This is a genomic window from uncultured Campylobacter sp., from assembly GCF_937890585.1.
Lineage (GTDB): Bacteria > Campylobacterota > Campylobacteria > Campylobacterales > Campylobacteraceae > Campylobacter_A.
On record NZ_CALACG010000333.1, the window covers coordinates 1 to 17,649 of the forward strand.

General features: G+C 39.3%; 18 protein-coding genes. 11 read left to right on the forward strand and 7 right to left on the reverse strand.

All coding sequences use genetic code 11. From position 1 onward, the window contains the following. From Q0296_RS10005 to Q0296_RS10025, 5 genes are all read left to right on the forward strand, one after another. Positions 1 to 265 (forward strand): DUF523 domain-containing protein (locus Q0296_RS10005; RefSeq protein WP_298040164.1); only part of this gene is annotated, 265 nt, incomplete at its 5' end. Next, positions 258 to 752 (forward strand): chemotaxis protein, encoded by a 495-nt coding sequence (locus Q0296_RS10010; RefSeq protein WP_298040166.1) that lies wholly within the window; start codon positions 258 to 260, stop codon positions 750 to 752. The genes Q0296_RS10005 and Q0296_RS10010, both read left to right, overlap by 8 nt. Next, a complete protein-coding gene (locus tag Q0296_RS10015) occupies positions 749 to 2,764 on the forward strand; it encodes an SH3 domain-containing protein (RefSeq protein WP_298040169.1) in 2,016 nt (671 codons plus the stop codon). The genes Q0296_RS10010 and Q0296_RS10015 overlap by 4 nt, the downstream gene beginning before the upstream one ends. Further along, a complete protein-coding gene (locus Q0296_RS10020) occupies positions 2,765 to 4,084 on the forward strand; it encodes an AAA family ATPase (protein ID WP_298040172.1) in 1,320 nt (439 codons plus the stop codon). It begins immediately after the preceding gene. After that, entirely contained in the window at positions 4,081 to 4,620 is a 540-nt protein-coding gene (locus Q0296_RS10025; protein ID WP_103611048.1) for a hypothetical protein, read from the forward strand. Before Q0296_RS10020 ends, Q0296_RS10025 begins: the two co-directional genes overlap by 4 nt. A 27-nt stretch (positions 4,621 to 4,647) precedes the next feature. On the opposite strand, the gene lolA is transcribed toward Q0296_RS10025, so the two are convergent. Then, positions 4,648 to 5,160: a LolA-like outer membrane lipoprotein chaperone gene (gene lolA, locus Q0296_RS10030; protein ID WP_298040177.1), complete on the reverse strand. Its 513-nt coding sequence runs from the start codon at positions 5,158 to 5,160 to the stop codon at positions 4,648 to 4,650. Positions 5,161 to 5,257: 97 nt separating this feature from the next. Between lolA and secA the strand changes: the two genes are divergently transcribed. Both secA and Q0296_RS10040 read left to right on the forward strand, forming a co-directional pair. Beyond that, positions 5,258 to 7,864 carry a preprotein translocase subunit SecA gene (gene secA, locus Q0296_RS10035; protein WP_298040179.1) on the forward strand — a complete coding sequence of 869 codons (2,607 nt, stop codon included), beginning with the start codon at positions 5,258 to 5,260 and terminating at the stop codon, positions 7,862 to 7,864. Positions 7,865 to 7,915: 51 nt separating this feature from the next. Beyond that, the gene (locus Q0296_RS10040; RefSeq protein WP_194173509.1) at positions 7,916 to 9,115 is read left to right on the forward strand and encodes an ABC transporter permease; all 1,200 of its coding nucleotides are present in this window, start codon (positions 7,916 to 7,918) and stop codon (positions 9,113 to 9,115) included. 185 nt (positions 9,116 to 9,300) lie between these two features. On the opposite strand, the gene Q0296_RS10045 is transcribed toward Q0296_RS10040, so the two are convergent. The 6 genes from Q0296_RS10045 to Q0296_RS10070 all read right to left on the reverse strand — a co-directional run bounded on the left by Q0296_RS10045 (position 9,301) and on the right by Q0296_RS10070 (position 13,286). Next, positions 9,301 to 9,690, reverse strand: coding sequence for a hypothetical protein (locus tag Q0296_RS10045; RefSeq protein ID WP_298040186.1), 390 nt, complete (start codon positions 9,688 to 9,690; stop codon positions 9,301 to 9,303). Positions 9,691 to 9,781: 91 nt separating this feature from the next. Further along, on the reverse strand, positions 9,782 to 10,045 hold the full coding sequence (locus Q0296_RS10050; RefSeq protein ID WP_298040188.1) for a Txe/YoeB family addiction module toxin: 264 nt from the start codon (positions 10,043 to 10,045) through the stop codon (positions 9,782 to 9,784). A 2-nt stretch (positions 10,046 to 10,047) separates the two neighbouring features. Then, complete coding sequence (locus Q0296_RS10055; protein WP_087583131.1) at positions 10,048 to 10,302, reverse strand: type II toxin-antitoxin system RelB/DinJ family antitoxin; 255 nt, start codon at positions 10,300 to 10,302, stop codon at positions 10,048 to 10,050. An 80-nt stretch (positions 10,303 to 10,382) separates the two neighbouring features. Then, positions 10,383 to 12,008, reverse strand: coding sequence for a cation:proton antiporter (locus tag Q0296_RS10060; RefSeq protein ID WP_298040191.1), 1,626 nt, complete (start codon positions 12,006 to 12,008; stop codon positions 10,383 to 10,385). 3 nt (positions 12,009 to 12,011) lie between these two features. Next, positions 12,012 to 12,386 carry a helix-turn-helix transcriptional regulator gene (locus Q0296_RS10065; protein ID WP_298040193.1) on the reverse strand — a complete coding sequence of 125 codons (375 nt, stop codon included), beginning with the start codon at positions 12,384 to 12,386 and terminating at the stop codon, positions 12,012 to 12,014. Between the two features lie 3 nt (positions 12,387 to 12,389). After that, positions 12,390 to 13,286 carry a DnaJ C-terminal domain-containing protein gene (locus tag Q0296_RS10070; protein ID WP_298040195.1) on the reverse strand — a complete coding sequence of 299 codons (897 nt, stop codon included), beginning with the start codon at positions 13,284 to 13,286 and terminating at the stop codon, positions 12,390 to 12,392. Positions 13,287 to 13,440: 154 nt separating this feature from the next. Between Q0296_RS10070 and Q0296_RS10075 the strand changes: the two genes are divergently transcribed. The 4 genes from Q0296_RS10075 (at position 13,441) to Q0296_RS10090 (ending at position 17,320) form a co-directional block, all read left to right on the forward strand. Then, positions 13,441 to 14,844 carry a Do family serine endopeptidase gene (locus Q0296_RS10075; protein ID WP_298040197.1) on the forward strand — a complete coding sequence of 468 codons (1,404 nt, stop codon included), beginning with the start codon at positions 13,441 to 13,443 and terminating at the stop codon, positions 14,842 to 14,844. Between the two features lie 98 nt (positions 14,845 to 14,942). Next, positions 14,943 to 15,620 (forward strand): response regulator transcription factor, encoded by a 678-nt coding sequence (locus Q0296_RS10080; protein WP_298040198.1) that lies wholly within the window; start codon positions 14,943 to 14,945, stop codon positions 15,618 to 15,620. Then, positions 15,620 to 16,861, forward strand: coding sequence for an ArsS family sensor histidine kinase (locus tag Q0296_RS10085; RefSeq protein ID WP_298040200.1), 1,242 nt, complete (start codon positions 15,620 to 15,622; stop codon positions 16,859 to 16,861). The genes Q0296_RS10080 and Q0296_RS10085 overlap by 1 nt, the downstream gene beginning before the upstream one ends. A gap of 21 nt (positions 16,862 to 16,882) precedes the next feature. Then, positions 16,883 to 17,320: a pyridoxal-5'-phosphate-dependent protein gene (locus Q0296_RS10090; protein ID WP_298040202.1), complete on the forward strand. Its 438-nt coding sequence runs from the start codon at positions 16,883 to 16,885 to the stop codon at positions 17,318 to 17,320. Positions 17,321 to 17,649: the final 329 nt, after the last annotated feature.

The window sequence follows — 17,649 nt, forward strand, 5'->3', positions numbered from 1 at the left end:
AAATGGGCTAGTTGTCACAAAAAACTCCAAAGATGTGAGTGAAAATTTCATCAATGGAGCTAAAATTTGCCTAAAGATAGCTAAGCTAAATGGCTGTAAAAAGGCTATTTTAAAAGCTAGAAGCCCAAGCTGTGGGAGCGGACAAATTTATGATGGAAGCTTCACTAAAAAGCTCATTTTAGGCGACGGCGTGGCGGCAAAACTGCTAAAAGAAAATGAAATTTTAGTTTTTAGCGAAGATGAGATAGGGCAGCTTGATGTTTGAGAGGCTAAAAGATAACGTCTGGCTCGAGGTCGTCTTTAAATACATCATCTTGCTGCTACTTTTTGTCTGCGTGGTGGGGCTTTTTGCGAGTGGCGTGCTCTTTTTAAAGGGAGAGATGAGCGAAAATTCGCTAAATTTGCACATTTTCTTTGGCTTTAGCTTGATTGTTTTAACTATCATTCACAGCTACGTCAAAAAGAAAAAGCTAAAAAAGCTAAGCCTTGAGTTTAAAAATATCTTAAAGCATAAGCCCGTGCAGATGGACTGCAATACAACTAGGTTTTTAAACGCGCTAAATGATGTCAAAGTTGGGGAAATTTCAAAGAAATTTGGCTCAGATGTTGCAGAAATTTTAAGATCAAACGATATAAAAGTCAGGGATCAAAACGAGACGATGAAGCAAATTTGCAAAAACAACGATGAAAAGATGTTTTATATCTTTGTTTTGATCGTCGAAGCTATATTTAAGGATAAGGAAGAAATTTGAAAAAAGGTATATTTTTAGCACTGAGTGTTGCTTTGTTTTTGGGTTGTTCGCAGACAACAAAACCAGAGCCAAACAAGCAGCAAAATGCCCTGCCAGACGAAAATGTCTATAAGCCAAATGAACGCATCAGCTTGCTTGAATTTGAAGTAAAACAAGACGCATCGTCACTACCTCAAAATATGCAAAGTGCAAGCTTTGCTCAAGATGAAATTTTAAAAAGAAGATTTAAAGTTTTTACTTTAAGAGGCGTGAAATTTAACCCAAATGACGCTTTTTGGGCGTTTAATGTATATAAACCAAGCGAAAAAAGAAAGTATTTTGGCTCAAATTTTAGGCAGATACCTCAAAGCTGGTTTGACGCGCAAAAGGACAATGCAAATTTCGCTGGCTTTTTGCAAATTTCAGCTTACGCTCTAACTTCAGCAAACACAGCTGTAAGAAATTTTCCAACCGACGAGCCGATATTTTTAAACCCGCAAACCCCAGGTGAGGGCTATCCGTTTGATTATTTGCAAGAATCAACCCTAAGCATCGCTCATCCGCTCTTTGTCTCGCACCTCTCAAAGGATAGGGCATGGGCGTTTGTGAGCGATGATGCGGTTTGGGGCTGGGTGAAGGTTGAAGATATCAAATTTATAAGCGATGAAGAGGCGCTTGCCTATCAAAAATCAAGCTTTGCCACGATAAAAACTGACAAGATGCCAATTTATGACAAGGGTGGAAACTTTTTATTTTACTCGCGTGTCGGCGCAATACTGCCAGTTTTGGCGCAAGATGACAAAAACTACTACGGCAAAATTTATGTAAGAAATATGCTTAGGGAGTTTGTCCTCCCAAAGTCTTTTAGCGCCCTTTTTCCACTTAAATTTAATGACTCAAATTTAAAGACAATTCTTGGCTCGCTTCTTGCTCAGCCTTATGGCTGGGGCGGGGTGGATAAGCTAAGAGACTGCTCGCTTTTTACAAAAGACTTGTTAGCAAGCTTTGGCGTCTGGCTACCTAGAAACTCAAGGGCGCAGGCAAATATGGGCGAAAAGATCGATCTAAAAGGTCTTAGTAACGCTGCAAAGAGCAAAGAGATAAAAGAAAAGGGCGTGCCATATCTCACTCTCGTGCATCTGCCAGGTCATATCATGCTCTACGCTGGATATAAGGGCGATGATATCTACGTCGTGCATGATGCTTGGGGGCTAAAGACTGCAAACAACGGCAGAGCGCTGATAGGAGCGACTGCCATAACTACGCTAAATATCGGTCAAAACAGGAGCGACATACAAAGTGCAAATTTACTTATCTCAAAGGTTGATTCTATAAATGTAATGAGGCCTGAGCAAGGGATGCTGGATAAGGCTAGAAAGATCTCAGCTTTGCAAAGAGCTTATGGCGTAAAGATCGAAGAAAATTTGGTTAAATTTAGTGATGGCACGAGTTTAGTCTATGATGATTTTAAACAAAAAGATGAAGAGTGCAGCACTGGGGCTGACATAGAGGATATGAACGCACTTGATTACGCTGCATTTTCGCCGCTTAGCACTGCTCTAAGTGATGCTGGTAGGTGCAGAAACTACGAGCTTTTAGGCAAAATTTATGGCTCAAGTGAGAGCGCGGTAAAAGCAAATTTAGTTGATGTCATCTGGCTAAAAGATTTTTTAAATTTGCCTTTAAAATTTAACTCTAAAAATGGCGCCGCAGCTGCCTTGCAAGATGTGAGCAACGAGCTAAATGAGATGGTAAAGAGCGATCCAAATTTACTTGAGTATCTAAAAGATCCAGGCGGGACATTTAAGTGGCGCATCATCGCTGGCACAAACCGCCTAAGCGCTCACAGCTACGGCATCGCGATCGATATAAATGTAAAAAAGAGCCACTACTGGCAGTGGAGCAAGGGCTATGAGAATTTGATCCCTGAAAAGATCGTGCGAGTATTTGAAAAGCATAAATTTATCTGGGGCGGACGCTGGAAGCACTTTGATACGATGCATTTTGAGTATCGCCCAGAGATGTTTGAGTAGATGAAAGATCAAATTTTAGAAATTTTATCTCGCTCAAACGTCTTTTTAACAGGTGGCGGCGGTGTTGGCAAGAGCTATCTAACCGCCTCCATCATCAGACACTACAAAGAAAATTTCAAAAACGTCGTCATCCTTGGCTCAACTGGCATAAGCGCTGTTAGCCTTGGTGGCGTGAGCTTGCATAGTTTTTTTAAATTTGGCTACTGCAAGGACTACGAGGAGCTAAGACGGCTTGACTACCGCCAAAAAGATAAGCTAAGCAAACTACGAAATATGCTAGATGCTTGCGACCTGCTTGTAATAGATGAAATTTCGATGGTTAGCTCCAATGTCATGGAGATGATAAGATACCGCTTGCTTACCTCTAAATTTAAAGGCAGGGTGCTTATAGTGGGCGACTTTTATCAGCTCCCGCCGGTGCAAAAAGAGCAAAATGAGAGCAAGCTTTTTAACTTTTTATACGCTTTTAACTCCAGTGCGTGGGAGGATATGAAATTTACAAATGTCGAGCTGCTCGTCTCAAAACGCACAAATGATCTTAAATTTTATGAAATTCTCTCTCGTCTTAGAGTTGGCGAGCTAGATGATGAGATGATAGCTTACATCGAGAGTCTGCGAGTGGATGTCATAGAGCCAGATAGCGAGACAAGCGTGCTATTTGGCAGAAATGCAGAGGCTGAGATGCTAAATCAAAAGAGGCTTCTCGCACTTAATGCTCCGCTTGAAATTTCAAACTCGGACGTGCTTGTTATGGATGAAAATTTAGATAAAAAAGAGTTTGAAAAGTGGGCAAACACACTAAATATCTCGCGAAATTTAGAGATGAAGATAGGTGCAAAAATCATCTTTACTTCAAATAAATGGGGCGAATACTACAACGGCGAGCAGGGCAAGATCATGCAAATTTTAAAAGAAAAGGGCGCCATTTCAAGTGTGATCGTGCAAAAAGATAGCGGCGAGATATGTGAGATAGAAAAGTGCGCTTATAACTTTTGCGCGCTAAATTTAAACGAAGATGAGATCGAAGAGAACGTGCAAGCTTCGCTTTATCAGTTTCCATTTAAACTAGCCTATGCGCTAACTATCCACAAGTCTCAAGGCATGAGTATAAATTCGCTCATTTGCAACATAAACCACATCTTTGCCAAAGGACAGCTCTACGTCGCACTTTCTCGCGCGGTAAATCCTAAAAATTTAAAACTTTTTTATGATAAGAAAAGTGATTTTAGGCAGCATTTAAGAAAAGTGGTTAAAATTGACGACGAAGTTAAGAAATTTTACCAAGAAAACGTATTTTTGCATATTAAGGAGAGTTTATGAAAAAGCTACTTTTAAGCCTTGTTTTTGGCGTTTTTGCATTTGCAGATGTGCTAAAAGTGAGTGACTTTCAAACAGATATCTACTCAAAAGCTGGACAAAATTTAACAAAAAAGATAAGCATGAACCTTGAAGTTGTCGGACGTGACGTGGAGGAGAACGAAGCATACGTGCTTGACTCGCTAAATGTCGTTGTTGGCAGCTTTTACGTGGAGGACATCCTCACCTCAATGGGAAAAGAGAAATTTAAAGAGCTCTTTATGAAATATGCAGCCAAAAAGCACTCGCTTGATATCGACGACGTGCTTATTTTAAACATCAAAGTGATAAATAATTTAGAGCTAAGCGAGATCATAAAAGCGATAAAAAGCCAAAATTTATGCTCTGATCCAAGCGTAAATGAAGATGTGATGACAAAGCCAGAAAAGAAGAAAAAAGGCAATGAGATCATCGTCGCACCTGACCCAAATGATGTGGTGCAAAAGCCGATCGATCTAAATAATGTGCAAGAATTTGGAAAAGACTTCGGAGAGAAGTGAGTAAATTTGGCTAAAAGCTAGCCAAATTTATTGATTTACGATGTCGTAACCTTGTGGGATGACTGGAGTTAGCGTCTCTTTTGGGATGAGCGCGTCTTTTACTGGGTTGCTTAGAGTGATTTTTATCTTATTTGAGAGCTTGTCTTTATAATCAATCGTCGTTGGAAGCGTATTTTTGATCGTTATAAAATACTCAACTCCGTCATATATCGCCTTATAAAGTGTCGGCTGAATTTGCTCTGCATGAGCCAAAACCTGCGTCAAATTTGGCGTGTCATCTAGTCTTGAAATGATGGCTTGCTCAAGCTCATCTTCAATCACGACCACTTTGTCTTTGTCGAAATAAATCCTCTTTGGTGTTGGACTTTCATATGTCCAAAGTGCTGTGTTGTCGTTTTTAGCGTAAAATCTACCCTTATAATTTACACTTTTGCCCTCGCTAAAGACAGTTTGCGTAAAGTCACTTTGCAGGCTTTTAAAATTTAAGCCAGCGCCAAATGAGCAAACTGCAACAAGAGAAGCTATCAAAAATTTTCTCATTTTTTATCCTTTTTTGGCGTATTCTAGCCCAGTTTAATTAAATAAATAGTTAAACTATGCTAAGATCCAAAGTTTAAAAATTTAGGAAGGTAAAATAATGATTTCATCGGTATTTAGAAAGATTTTTGGCACGAAAAACGATAGAGAAGTCAAAAAATATATAAAACGCGTGGCGCAGATAAATGCGCTAGAGCCAACTTATGAGAAGATGAGCGATGATGAGCTTAAGATCAAATTTAACGAGCTTAAAGCCCAAGTCGTCGAAGAAAAAGTCACTTTAGATCAAATTTTAAATGATGTCTTTGCGTTAGTTAGAGAGGCCAGCAAAAGGGTGCTTAAGATGCGCCATTTTGACGTGCAGCTAATAGGCGGCATGGTGCTAAACGAGGGCAGGATCGCTGAGATGAAGACAGGTGAGGGTAAGACCTTGGTGGCGACTTTGCCAGTTATCTTAAACGCGATGAGCGGCAAGGGCGTGCATGTAGTAACAGTAAATGACTACCTCGCAAAGCGCGACGCTACGCAAATGGGCGAGCTTTATAACTTTTTAGGCTTAAGTGTCGATGTGATACTAAGTGGCGGATACGACGATGAAGTAAGACAAGCTGCCTATAACGCCGACATAACATACGGCACAAACTCAGAATTTGGCTTTGACTACCTTCGTGACAATATGAAATTTGAAGCTGGTCAAAAGGTGCAAAGAGGCCACAACTTCGTTATCGTGGATGAGGTCGATAGTATATTGATAGATGAGGCTAGAACGCCACTTATAATCTCTGGTCCAACAAACCGCACGCTTGATGGCTACATAAGAGCTGATCAAGTCGCAAAACAGCTTACCAGAGGCACTCCAGCCGATCCAAACGTGCCAGGTTCAAAGCCAACGGGGGATTTCATAGTAGATGAAAAAAATAGAACGATAATGATCACAGAGGCTGGCATAAGCAAGGCTGAAAAGCTCTTTGGAGTTGAAAATTTATATAACCTTGAAAACGCCGTGCTAAGCCACCACCTAGATCAAGCTCTAAAAGCACACAATCTCTTTGAAAAAGACGTTCATTATGTCGTAAAAGATGGCGAAGTCGTCATCGTTGATGAATTTACAGGACGTCTAAGTGAGGGCAGGCGCTTTAGCGAGGGGCTTCACCAAGCACTTGAGGCAAAAGAGGGCGTGAAAATTCAAGAAGAGAGCCAAACTCTTGCCGATACAACATATCAAAACTACTTTAGGATGTATAAAAAGCTTGCAGGTATGACTGGTACAGCTCAGACAGAGGCTACTGAGTTTTCTCAAATTTATAATCTTGAAGTTATCTCGATCCCAACAAACGTGCCAGTTAAGAGGATCGATCAAAACGATCTTATCTATAAAACTCAGAACGAGAAATTTAAAGCGGTCATCGACGAAGTCAAAAAGGCTCACGAAAAAGGTCAGCCAGTACTTGTGGGAACTGCAAGTATCGAGCGTAGTGAGGTGCTTCACGAGATGCTTAAGAAAGCTGGCATCCCACACTCTGTGCTAAATGCTAAAAATCACGAAAAAGAGGCCGAGATCATCGCGCAAGCTGGTGTAAAAGGCGCTGTGACTATCGCTACAAACATGGCTGGACGTGGTGTTGATATCAGGATAAATGACGAGGTGAGAGACCTTGGTGGTCTATACATCATCGGCACCGAAAGGCACGAAAGCAGAAGGATAGATAATCAGCTCCGTGGCCGTGCTGGACGTCAGGGCGACCCTGGTATGAGTAGATTTTATCTAAGCTTAGAGGACAATCTTTTAAGGATTTTTGGTAGCGACCGCATAAAAGCGATCATGGATAGACTTGGTATCGACGAGGGCGAAAGCATCGAGAGCCGCATGGTGACAAGAGCTGTTGAAAATGCTCAAAAGAAAGTCGAGAGCTTGCACTTTGAGGCTAGAAAGCACTTGCTTGAGTATGATGACGTGGCAAATGAACAAAGAAAGACCATCTATAAATACCGCGATGAACTACTTGATAAAAACTACGATATGAGCGAAAAAATAGCTCAAAATAGAGTTGAATATGCTACAAATTTACTTGATACGGCTGAAATTTTCCATGGCGGCTTAAAAGATGACTATGACATTAAAAATTTATGCTCTATTATCCTTGCAGATTGTGGCGAAGAGATCGACGAGAGCGAGCTAAAAGGGCTAGAGTATAATGAACTAGTAGAAAAAATAGCTCAAATTTTAGAGGCTAGATATAATGAAAAAATGAGCGTGCTAAATGAAGAGCAAAGAAAAGATATAGAGAAAATTTTATACCTTCAAGTGCTTGATAATGCGTGGAGAGAGCACCTTTATCAGATGGATATCCTAAAAACTGGCATCGGTCTAAGAGGATATAATCAAAAAGATCCATTAGTGGAGTATAAAAAAGAGAGCTACAACCTCTTTATGGAGCTAGTTGGTAGGCTAAAAACTGAGAGCGTTAAGACGCTTCAAGTTGTTAGATTTAAGAGCCGCGAGGAGCAAGAAGAGCAAGCTAGGATGATGCTTGAAGCTAGTCAAAATGCTGAAAATGAGCCCCTAAGCTATAATAACCAAGGCGAAGAAGAAAATTTCACGCCTGAAAAAAAGATACCAAGAAACGCTCCATGCCCTTGCGGAAGCGGTAAAAAATATAAAGATTGCCACGGCAAAAGTGGCCCTAAAAAAGGCATATTTGCTTAAAATTTCTACTTTTAAGGCGCCAAAGCGCCTTAATCTTTTAAAGGCTATTTGATGACAAGTTTACCAAAGTACCTACTTTTTAAATATTTAAGATTTGATAAAACTCAGCCATTTATCGCTCTAAGCGCCTTACTCGCCTTTCTTGGTGTTAGCATAGGACTTATGGTTTTAATAGTTGCGATGGCGATCATGAACGGATTTGATAAAGAATTTGAGCGCAAACTTTTTACGATGAACTATCCTATAACCGTTCAAAGCGCCTTTAAAGGCTCTATTGATGATGGCTTTGTAGATGAGCTAAAGGCCAAATTTAGTGATCTTAAATTTAGTCCATATATTAGCACGCAGGTCATTTACCGCTCGGCAAATGCGCTTGAAGGTGGGCTAATTTATGGCGTAAATTTTAAAGATGAAAAGCAGATAAATTCAGTTGTAAATGAGGCTTTGAAAGAAAAAGAGCTAGAGGGCTTTGAGATACTTGTAGGAAGCGGCATAACGAGCGAGTTTAGACTAAGAGATGATGAAAAACTAACGCTTATCTTTACAAAGGCTGATCCTGCTGGCTTTTCGCTAACGCCAAAGATGAAGCGCTTTGATATCGGCGGCTCATTTACATCTGGGTTAATCGCCTATGACAAGGCATTTTCATATACTTCGGTTGATGCTTTGAGGAAAATTTTAGACTACCCAAAAGGCGTTTATGACGGCATTCACATCTTTTCAAGTAAGCCATTTGATGATATAAAAAGGGTGCGCGAGGGGCTTCCAGCTGGCACGGTTGCCATTGGCTGGTGGGAGCAAAATGGCAACTTTTTCTCAGCACTCGCACTTGAAAAAAGAGCACTTTTTATCGTTTTGATGTTAATTATCCTTGTGGCGTCGCTAAATATCATAAGCTCACTACTAATGACCGTGATGAACCGCAGGCAAGAAATCGCCTTACTTTTGGCGCTTGGTGCTAGCAAAGGTGAGATAAAAAGAAGTTTTTTTTATCAAGGTCTAGTTATAGGCGGAGGTGGCATTATATTTGGCTTAGTACTTGGCTTTTTGGGGCTATTTTTACTTGGAAATTTCAACATCATAGACCTGCCAGCTGACGTCTATGGCTCAAGCAAACTGCCACTTGAACTCTCAACCATTGATCTTGTGCTTATCGTAGTTGGAGCTGTATTTATCGTGGCTATCTCGTCCTACTATCCAGCAAAAAAAGCCACAGAGGTAAATGTCCTTCAAACTTTAAGAAATGAGTAAAAGCCTAGAAAAACTAGGCTTTAAATTTGATACTTTGCTTTTAAATTTGTAAATCTAAGGCAATAAATTTTGCTGTTATAAAGATGAAATTTGAACTATTATTCGTCTTTATAAAAAATTTTTATCTTAAAAAATTCTAACTACATAGTATTGATTAGAATTTTTGCAAGATAAAGAACGTCTAGTTAATTTACTGGTATATATGCTCCGTGATCTTTTTTGCTAGTTACTCTTTTAAATTTGGCATAACTTTGAGTAGGGTGTGGAAGCACAAATGCTTTTCCAGTTTCTTTGTCAATGTGAATAACATAGGTTATATAGCCGCCATATGTATCAGCTATACAACCTATCATTGTTTTTGGCGTAAAACCTCTTTGTTCAATATTTTCTATTTTCCAAGGACGAAAACCGTGTAAAACCTCCATACGTGATTGTATAGAAGCACCTTTGGTTGATGGTGTAGCTTTTAGCCCAGCAATAATTACATCTTTGTCGGTACATTTATACTCTCTTGCATTGGCATTAAATGCTAATAAAGATAATGCAGTCAAACCAAGCAAAAACATTTTTCTCATAATTTATCCTTTTGAAATTTTATAAAACAATGTGATTATAATAAAGTTATATTTTAAAAAGACTTATGAAGAGATGTTGGGAGCAAAAATATTAATTATAATGCCCCTTGCAGGCTATTATGTAGATCGTAGTTTCATCTACTGCGTAAACCAAGCGGTGTTCGCTGTTTATCCTTCTGCTATAAAAACCAGATAAATTCCTTTTTAGCGCTTCAGGCTTGTCTATGCCATCAAAAGGATCTCTAGTCGTATCCTTTATGAGTTCATTTATCCTTTTTAAGGTGTTTTTATCCTGATTTTGCCAAGATAGATAGTCCTTCCAAGCGTCAAAATCCCATTTTATATCTCTGCTCATTGTTAGCTTAGTAGTTCCTGCTCTTTAAAATTTAGCTTTCCTTCTTTAAAGTCTTTCATTTTTTTCTCAAGATAGGCTATGTTTTCGTCTTTATAAAATGGATCTGGAGCTGAAACTTCAAAAGGGATAGCTCTTTCAGAAACTAGCTTTGTAAGAAAGATATTAACAGCTGACGACATAGAGAGCCCCATCTCTTTGCAGATCGCTTCGGCTGATTTTTTAATGTTATCTTCTACTCTTAAGCAAATTTGTGCCATTGTTTATCCTTTTTTGCAATTATAATATTATACATTGTATTTATAAATAATTACGATGTATAGTTTTTTGTATAAATTTACTACGCTCTTACGTCGTGGTCGATCTTGCATTGAAGGGCTTCGTGAACAAGAGTTTTTGCCATGACGCGCTCTTCGCTTATTAGGTGAAAATTTGCACCTAGCTCGCCAAAGATATCTTTGTTGCCCTCGCCATTTGCTTTGATGATCGTTTGGATATTTGCTCCGTAGTCTTTGATCTTTTGTGCGATCAGCTCAACTCTTTGCTCGTTGCTAACTGTTATGATAACGGCTGCTGCGTCGTTTAGGCAGGCATTTTCAAGAGTGTCGCTTTGCAGCACGTTTCCTAAAAATAAATTTTCCCCGCGACTCCTACCAAGCTCAACTAGGCTGATATCATTATCAAGCACGATGTATAAAAGCTTTGTCTCTTTTAGCCTTAAAACCACCTCTTGACCGAGCCTATCATAGCCAAAGACCACGATGTGATTTTTTAGTTTTTGTGGCTTTAAGGTCTCGTTTGACTCGATCACTATTTCTCGCTCGACGAGATCAGCTAAGACGTCAAGCTTTTTAAGTATAAAAGGTGTTGCAAACATCGATATAACAGAGGCTGCGATGAAAATTTGAGCAGTTTGGACATCTAGTAAATTTCTAGTAGTCATCAGCCCAAAGACAGCCAGTGCAAATTCGCCGATCTGACAGACGCTAAGTGCGGTTTTAGCAGCGACTCTGCGTTTTAAGTAGATATTTAAAACGGCAAAAACGACGATAGCTTTTACGACCATTATGCTAAAGACTAGACCTAGAACTAGCCAGATATTTGAGAGCACGACTACAAAATTTATCTGCATGCCAACGGTTATGAAAAATAGTCCAAGAAGTAGATCTCTAAAAGGTATGAGATCGACCTCGATCTGGTGCTTATACTGCGTCTCTGCCATCATCATGCCAGCTAAAAATGCACCAAGAGAGTATGAAAAGCCAAAGAAGTGAGCTAGCGTGCTAGCACCAACGACTAAAAAGAGGATCGTTGCGATAAAGACCTCTTGAGAGTTTGTCTGAACGACTTTGTAAAATATCCAGTTGATGACGTATTTGCCGAGCAAAAATAGCACAACGATAAGGATACCCGCACTCGTAAAAGTCTTTAGTAAAAGCTCATTTATCGAGGCATCTTGCGAGCTAAACATATCTATCATAAGCAAAATAGGGATGACGGCTATGTCTTGAAATAGTAAAATTCCAAGCGCCTTTCTACCATAAATTTTACTTACATCGCCATTGTCATTTAGCGTTTTTAGCACGATCGCAGTTGAAGATAGAGCAAAGGCAAGACCAGCGATAAGTGCTGTCTCGTCCTTTAGATGAAGCGCGTAGTAAAGCATCACGCCCATCACAAAGCCACTTAAGCAAACTTGCAGACCGCCATTTAGAAAGACCTCTTTTTTCATGCTCATCAGGTGTTTAAAGCTAAACTCAAGTCCGATCGTAAACATCAAAAATGCGATACCAAACTCAGCTATATGAGAAATTTCATCGTTGCTTTTTAGGTTGAAAAACTCAGATATAAGCGTGCCTGTTACGATGTAGCCGATGATGGTTGGTATCTGAAATTTCTTAAAAATGACATTTAGCGCGACTGAGATAGCAGCGACAAGCAAGAAGCCTTCTAAAATTTGTTCCATATATTATTTTTTGCCTTCGTAAAATACAAGATCAAAGCTACTTTTTCTCTTTACTAGCGATCTTTTGGTGCTAGTTTGACTGGTAGATTCGTGTAATTTTTTATTTAACTCATCAATAGTTGCTTCTAAATCGTCAATTTTCTCTTTTAGCTGAAGTATCACATCAACACCTGCTAAATTTACACCAAGCTCACGGGTTAAATTTAGTATCGTTTTGACGCGATCAACGTCTTTTTGTGAGTAGAGCCTCATCTTGCCATCTGTTCTTGAGGGTTCAACTAGGCCCTCTCTCTCGTACTGCCTTAAAGTTTGTGGATGTATGCTTAAAACCTTTGCTACAACGCTTATTAAAAAAAGTGGTTCTTCATAATTTTGCATTTTTTACTCCGGTAATTTTTCTTTTAACTCTTTGACTAAGCCCTCGTCAAGCTCACTGATATTTGGAAGTTTTACTCTGGCTTTTAAGTAAAGATCGCCATAAATTCCGCTCTTTCTGTTTTGCACGCCGTATCCTTTTAGACGGATCTTCGTGCCTGTTTTTGAGTTCTCAGCGATCTTGATGGTTACATCTTTTTTATATGTATGCACATTTATCTTGCCGCCAAAGAGCATAGTTTTTAGTGGAATTTCTACATCTTTGTATAGATCATCGCCGACTCTTTCATATTCGTCGCTTGGCTCAACGCTAATGGCAAGTATGAGATCTCCAGTTTGACTGCCAGCACTCTTGCCTTTGCCTTTTATGCGAAGTTTTTCGCCGCCCTCTATGCCGCTTGGGATCTTTATCTTGATGCTTTCGCCATTAAAATTTATCTTGTGTTCGCCGCCAGTTACAGCCACGTCAAATGGTATAGAAATTTTGGCATTTACGTCTAGATCAGCTCCGTCAAAACCAAATCCGCCTCCGCCAAAACCTTCAAATCCTTCAAAACCTCCACCAAAGCCACCGCTAAATTTAGCGCCACCTCCACCAAATCCACCTGAGAAGATATTTTTCAAGATATCGTTTAGATCGCCCATATCGGCCGAGCCTCTGGCAAAGTCGTGGAAATTTTGACCGCCAAACATATTATCGCCATACTGATCATACTGAGCACGTTTTTTCTCGTCACTTAAAATTTCATAAGCAGCGTTTATCTCTTTAAATTTATCCTCTGCTCCAGGGTCTTTGTTGATGTCTGGGTGGTACTTTCTAGCAAGTTTTCTATAAGCTTTTTTTATCTCGTCGCTTGATGCGCCTTTTGAAACTCCTAAAGTTTCATATAAGCTTTCGCTCATAAATTCTCCTTATGTTTTTTGACACGGATTATATCACAAAACTTTAGTCTATGCAAGTCAAGTTTATTTTTATTTACTATGAAGAAAAAGCGTTAAGATTTTATTTCTTTGGCGCATTTATAATTCTCGTACATTTTTATTTTAAAGGAACATAATGAAAAAAATTATGCTAATTTCATTAGCAACAGCTTCTTTGCTAATGGGAGCTGATATTAAATTTAACGAAGCAAATTCTGATATCACGAGAGTTTCACCGCTAAGTGACAAAAATAGCGTGCTCTCATACTATGACTCTATCGCTCAGGCAAAACTTTCAGTTGTAAATATCTCAACTACAAAAACAGTAAGCAACGCAGGTATCGAGCAGATGTTTAATGATCCGTTTTTTAATGAATTTTTTGGATTTAACTTTGCAAAACCAAAAGAGAAAGAAAAGACAACCTCTCTTGGCTCTGGTGTCATCATCTCAAATGACGGCTACATCGTTACAAACAACCACGTCATCGAAGATAGCGACCAGATCGTTGTGACCTTGGCAAAGGGTGGCAAGGAGTATAAAGCGAAGCTAATAGGCAGCGATCCAAAGACCGATCTAGCCGTTATAAAGATAGATGCAAACGGGCTAAATGCGATAACATTTGCCGACTCATCAAAGCTGCTTGACGCGGACGTAGTATTTGCAATAGGCAATCCATTTGGCGTGGGCGAAAGTATCACTCAGGGCATCGTCTCAGGGCTAAACAAAGACAACATCGGCCTTAATCAATATGAAAATTTCATCCAAACAGACGCTTCGATAAACCCTGGCAATTCAGGTGGCGCTTTGGTTGATAGCAGGGGCTATTTAGTTGGTATAAACTCAGCCATACTTTCAAGAAGTGGTGGCAACAACGGCATTGGCTTTGCCATACCATCAAATATGGTAAAAGATATCGCTAAAAAGCTGATAACTGACGGTAAGATCGAGCGTGGTTTTATCGGCGTTACGATAGCAAATTTAACTGATGAGCAAAAAGAGCTTTATACAAATAAAGAGGGCGCGCTAATAAGCGGCGTAGAGCAGGGCATGCCAGCAGATGAGGCTGGGCTAAAAAGAGGCGACTTGGTCATTTCGGCAAATGGCAAAGCTATCAAAAACGCAAATGATCTTAAAAATTTCATAGGCTCGACCTCTCCAAACAGCACTCTTGATATTACTTTTGAGAGATCAAACAAGATAATGAACGCTAAAATCAAGCTTGTAAATATGGACCACAATGCAAAAACAGCCTCAAAAAGTGTCATCATAGATGGTCTTAGCGTTAGCAATCTAAGCGATGAGATAAGATTTAAGTATAAGGTCAGTCCAGACACCCAAGGCGTGCTTGTAACTGACGTAAAAAGCGGCTCTATGGCTGAAGAATTTGGCTTTGAAAGAGGCGACGTGATCGTACAAGTTGGCGAAGAGAGCATAAAAGACCTTCAGACATTTTCAAATACGGTCAAAAATGCAAAAGGCAAAAAGACGCTAGTATGGGTAAACCGCGGTGGCATCATGCAAGGCCTTGTTATAAAATAACCACTTAAGAGCTGAAATTTCAGCTCTTTACTCTTTTAAATTTTTAAAACCTTAATCTGCTATAATCCTTGAAAATTAAATTTACAACAGGAAAGATCATGACTAGAATTTTAATGATAGAAGATGATATGGAGCTTGCTGAAATTTTAACTGAATACCTAGAAAACTACGATATCAAAGTGACGACGGCTGAAGAGCCATATATCGGACTATCTACCTTAAATACGAGCGAATTTGACCTAGTGATACTTGACCTCACTCTCCCTGGCATGGACGGGCTGGAGGTTTGCAAAGAGATAAGAAAAAAACACAACATCCCTATCATCATCTCAAGCGCAAGACACGATATAACGGACAAGGTAAATGCCCTAGATAACGGTGCGGATGACTATTTGCCAAAGCCTTATGACCCACAAGAGCTTCTTGCTCGCATCAAAAGTCATCTAAGAAGGCAGAGCATCGCCCCTGCAAATGACACAAGAAATTTAAACAAAGACTTGGTACTAAAAGACTTTGAGCGTGAAATTTTATTTAAAGGCAGTGTGCTAAATTTAACCGCAGCAGAGTATGACATCTTAAAATATCTGCTTTTAAAAGAGGGCGGAGCGGTCACTAGAGAGGAGCTCATCTACAACTGCGAGAGCATAAATGAAGATAGCTCAAACAAAAGTATCGACGTCATCATCGGCAGAATTCGCCAAAAACTAAATGAAAATCCAAAAGAGCCAAAATACATCCACGCGATCCGCGGTATCGGCTATAAGTTGGTTCTTTGATGCCAAGATCGTCCATATTTATTGCTATTACATTTATCTTTGGTCTCGCTCTAGTTTCGATATTTCTAGCGTTTTTGTGGCTTATGGGCTTTGATAAGCAAAACTACACAAGAGAGCTAAATAACAAATACTCAAACGTCGCAAGGACAAATTTATTTTACATGGGCGGTATCATAAATAAAGCCCAGTACGACCGCCAGCTCTCAAACATCGATATGCCAGAGATCACGAGCCAAAGCCGCAAGGATGAAATTTTAAGAAAAGCGACCGTTTTGGAGGAAATTTCAAGTGACCTTGGATCAAGCGCGATCTTGCTTTACGATAAGCACCACTACCTAAGGATCGAGCATTTAGACGAGCTAAAGCTGCTCATGGATAAGGAATTTCAGCCGTATAGATATGAGGTGATAAAGGCTGTATTTGCCGTAGTTGCGGTTATTTTACTCGCTGCTTATATATTTGTCATCTATAAGATAAAGCCGCTTAGAAAGCTAAAGCGCCAGATCGTTAAATTTGCAAATGGTGAGCTTGATGGCGTGCAAAATGTCGGCAACGGCAAGGATGAAATTTCTGAAGTTTCAGAGGCATTTTATGGTGCAGTTTGCCAGATCAAGGCGTTAAATGACTCAAGACATCTTTTCTTAAGAAATATCATGCACGAGCTAAAAACGCCTATCACAAAAGGTCTCATCGCTGCTCAAATGATAGAAAAAAGCAAAAATCAAGAGAGGCTCATCTCAGTTTTTCATAAGCTTGAAAATTTGATAAACGAGCTTGCTGCGATCGAGCAGATAACCTCAAAAATAGGCCTAACAAACAAGACGCCTTGTCTTATGAGAGACCTTATCGACGAGGCGATAGATATAGCGATGATCGAGAAAGAGCACGTTGGTATCAGCGAGCTTGACGAGGTTAGAGTGATGGTTGATTTTAAGCTATTTTCAGTCGCTATAAAAAATATGATAGATAATGGCATAAAGTATTCAACCGATAAGCACGTAAATATCATGGTTAGCAAGGATCATATGAAATTTATAACCCAAGGCGAGAAGCTAAAAAACGACCTTGACTTTTACATCCAGCCATTTATCAAGGGCGAGGATGCGCAAAAGAGCTTTGGTCTAGGTTTATATATAGTTAGCAACATCCTTGAGGCTCATGGACTAAAATTTGGCTATGAATACAAAAATGGAATGAATGTCTTTGCTTTTGAGAATTTACAAGATATAATAGCAACTTAAAAAATAATAATGGAGTGAAAAATGGCGGCAAAAATCTTCTCAGCAGTTGATCTTTTATCAATAATCGATCTTGAGATAGCAATAATCAAACGCTACAAAAACGTAAAGGACTATGCGAAAAATTTATCTTTGATATATTTTTCTTTACCAAACAGCAAAGAGTACGGCGAAATTTTTGAGAAAATTTTAAGACAAACTGACGTCGTTATAAGAGAAAATGAGCACTATGTAGTCGTGCTTCACGGCACAAACGAGAGAGGCGCTAGCGAGCTACTAACTGGCATACAAGAGTTTTTAAACGCTGAGCCAGTCGATCTTGTAGTGAGCTACCCAAGAGACGGCAAAGACGCTAAAGAGCTTACTACAAAGCTACAAGACGAGATCAAAGACAACTACGGCGTTTTACTAAATATGCTAGTAAATCAAGATAAATTTGAAGTTTTCGAAGATATCGTTTGAGATAAATTTAATAAAATAATTTATTAGAAAATCCAATAAAAAGCAGGTAGTGTGTTAGCACTATCTGCACTTCTAATCTTATATGAGCTAAGAGGATTTTTAATTTAAACCTATTATCTCTTAACAAAGAAGCAAACATTTAAATTTGTTTATATTGCTTTGCAAATTTTTAAAATTCCATTCACTCGCAAGAGTTGACTACTAAAATTTGGCTTCGCTTATAGCTTAGCTCAAATTTTAGAGCCGAAATTACTCGTTCATGAAATTTTTAAAATTTGCCTGAGTTTTTAACTGAATGTAGTGCGAAGCACTGGAGCATGCCCCTTGAA